4 protein-coding genes are annotated in these 2466 nt (G+C 35.7%); all 4 read right to left on the reverse strand.

Annotated elements, in window-relative coordinates; translation table 11 throughout:
* Positions 1-170 precede the first annotated feature (170 nt).
* The 4 genes from H5232_RS22905 to H5232_RS22920 all read right to left on the reverse strand — a co-directional run bounded on the left by H5232_RS22905 (position 171) and on the right by H5232_RS22920 (position 2345).
* The gene (locus H5232_RS22905; protein ID WP_182719716.1) at positions 171-506 is read right to left on the reverse strand and encodes a DUF600 domain-containing protein; all 336 of its coding nucleotides are present in this window, start codon (positions 504-506) and stop codon (positions 171-173) included.
* A gap of 24 nt (positions 507-530) precedes the next feature.
* Positions 531-998 (reverse strand): YrhA family protein, encoded by a 468-nt coding sequence (locus H5232_RS22910; protein ID WP_182831600.1) that lies wholly within the window; start codon positions 996-998, stop codon positions 531-533.
* Positions 999-1120: 122 nt separating this feature from the next.
* On the reverse strand, positions 1121-1969 hold the full coding sequence (locus tag H5232_RS22915) for a hypothetical protein (RefSeq protein WP_182733888.1): 849 nt from the start codon (positions 1967-1969) through the stop codon (positions 1121-1123).
* 40 nt (positions 1970-2009) lie between these two features.
* Positions 2010-2345 carry a DUF600 domain-containing protein gene (locus H5232_RS22920; RefSeq protein ID WP_182762738.1) on the reverse strand — a complete coding sequence of 112 codons (336 nt, stop codon included), beginning with the start codon at positions 2343-2345 and terminating at the stop codon, positions 2010-2012.
* Positions 2346-2466 lie beyond the last annotated feature (121 nt).

Raw genomic sequence — 2466 nt, forward strand, 5'->3', positions numbered from 1 at the left:
GAGAGTACATAACTAACAGCTAAATGGTGTCTGTGGATGTGTTGTGCAGGCACGCAAAAATGTATGGCTAAACACTAATCTTAAACGATTCTAGCGCTCAGCCTTACAACATCCATGTTGTTAAAAAGCGGGTTTATTTTTACTTGAATTCAAGTTATCAATGAGTACATTTACTGCGCTGTGATTACTTCATGAACGGTATTCTCACGCTCAAAGTTGAGATTAAATTGGCCTTGGCGATTAATGGTAAAAATAGCCCGCGTCCAGTTTTCTGGTTGGTGTTTAGTGGCATTCACAAATAGGGTGTTGAATAAATCGACTATCTCGTCTGTCACGGTAATCGGCTGTTCGCTTGTATCAGCAGCAGTTTGATAATGATCTTTGCATTCAAGCTCGCTTTCATCTTCGCAGTTTAAAATAAGTTGTGCTTCAAGCCACGGCTCTTTTATTTGCTGATAAAGGTACTGACCTAGGTGATGCGAGATGTTTTTAATATTTGGTTGCATATGCTGTCCTTAGCGTTGTTTGATTTATTCAAAAATATTTGCTGTTTTAAGTAAAGAGCTTATCGCCAAAGTTAAAGTCGGGAAACTTTCTAGCTCTTCCCACGTGAAAGAGTCTACAATCTGAAATTGATTTACCTCTAAGTGATAAACCACCCTTGAGCTGCTTTCATCACAAAAAGCGACGAAATTACGTAAAGATTCTTCTACATGAAATTCTTGATTGGCTTCAATAATTCCAGCTAAGTAATATGGTTCATTTTGTTCTTTAGCACTATAGAGATTTAATCCATTTATAGAAAAGCCATTTGATATTTTTAATAGATCTAAAAATTCACTTGGAGGTTGAAACTTGAAGGCTTTGGTGAAATACGCACTAAAAGCCTTTACCTCATCCAAACTGATAGGCGTTAGAAAAAAACCTTCGCCAAAGTGAGTTTGCTCTTCTGAGTTTTTCTCTATCAGGTAATTAATTAACTTTTTTATATCACTCATAGTAACTTTGGTCTGCCCCTACATAGAAACTTAAAAAGGTCAAAGAGATCTAATAAAAGGGCTTTAACCCATAACATTTTTGCATGCTAAGCTAGCGCTACTTAAGCCTTTTCAAATCAAGTTTAATTTTGCTGAGATAGCTGTTTTTCATATAATTGCTGAATGTCTATTTCGGCTTCTTCAATATAGTCACAGTCACCATAATCAATGGCAAGCTTCAGTCGTTGCTGAAATAGATTGGTTGATTTTTCAATTTCGCCTAATTCAAATTTAAGCACGGCTAGTTGGAATATGCTGTTAAACTTATTTATAAAAGTATCTTCAGGGTAACCACAGTCTGTTTTTGACATTTCTTTTAGGTAATGCTCAGCATCTTCCATCAAACCAAGTTCGTAACTATTGTTTGCTAAATTATTTAAAATGAGATGTTTTATTTCTTCTAAATCAGGATTACTCAAAATTTCTTTATTAAGCTGCAACGCTTCTTTATATCGCCCAACCTCATGGAAGCAAGCCGCTTTTAACGCAATTAAATTAGACACTTCGTTTTGAGTACGGTGGTTAGCATTAGCGATTGCTGCTTGTAAGTATTCAAGTGCATTTTGATGTTCATTGAATTCACTATATGCTTCGTATAAACGGTGATTTAAAGAAAATACTTGCTCTTGATTTAACTTTTTTAAAGTTGCATTTAATTCCAAAGCTATCGTTGAGTGACTAATAATTTCAGATTCATAATCATAACTCTTAGAGTAAATCATTGATAAGTAGTAATTTGCGTATAGCTTTTCTTCATTTGTTTGCGAACTAGCTAATAATTCACTTAAATCCTCTCGCATTCCAGAGAAGCTAAACATACGTTCAGGGTCTTCTATCGTTTTACCCAACTCGAGGATTTTAGATACAAGGGTAGATTTTTTTGACTTAAATATTTTGTTTAGTAATGTAGAACCCACATTGAGCTTTTTCATTTCATTCATCCTTAAATTTTAAATTGGCTTTCTAGTGCATTTACGAAGTAACGATGATGTCATGAACGGTATTCTCACGCTCAAAATTGAGATTAAATTGGCCTTGGCGATTAATCGTGAAAATGGCGCGCGTCCAGTTTTCTGGTTGGTGTTTAGTGGCATTCACAAATAGGGTGTTGAATAAACCGACTATCTCGTCTGTCACGGTAATCGGCTGTTCGCTTGCATCGGAAGCAGTTTGATAATGCGCTTTGCATTCAAGTACGCTTTCATCTTCGTAATTTAAAATAAGTTGTGCTTCAAGCCACGGCTCTTTTATTTGCTGATAAAGGTACTGACCGAGTTGTTGTGGGATGTTTTTAATGTCAGGTTGCATGTGCTGTCCTTAGCGTTATGTTCGTTTATAGCTGGACTTCGGACTTCAAAAAGTCATAGTAAAAAAGTCCATCTTCTTCATGATCTTCAAATATTTCTTTTCCGGCTAACATATAGGCCTT

It is taken from the genome of Pseudoalteromonas sp. SG41-5, from assembly GCF_014164495.1.
GTDB classification, from domain to species: Bacteria; Pseudomonadota; Gammaproteobacteria; order Enterobacterales; family Alteromonadaceae; genus Pseudoalteromonas; species Pseudoalteromonas rhizosphaerae.

Coding starts and splice junctions, on each gene's coding strand:
- H5232_RS22905 (WP_182719716.1), bottom strand. CDS start 506: ATGCAACCAAATATTAAAAACATCTCGCATCACCTAGGTCAGTACCTT.
- H5232_RS22910 (WP_182831600.1), bottom strand. CDS start 998: ATGAGTGATATAAAAAAGTTAATTAATTACCTGATAGAGAAAAACTCA.
- H5232_RS22915 (WP_182733888.1), bottom strand. CDS start 1,969: ATGAAAAAGCTCAATGTGGGTTCTACATTACTAAACAAAATATTTAAG.
- H5232_RS22920 (WP_182762738.1), bottom strand. CDS start 2,345: ATGCAACCTGACATTAAAAACATCCCACAACAACTCGGTCAGTACCTT.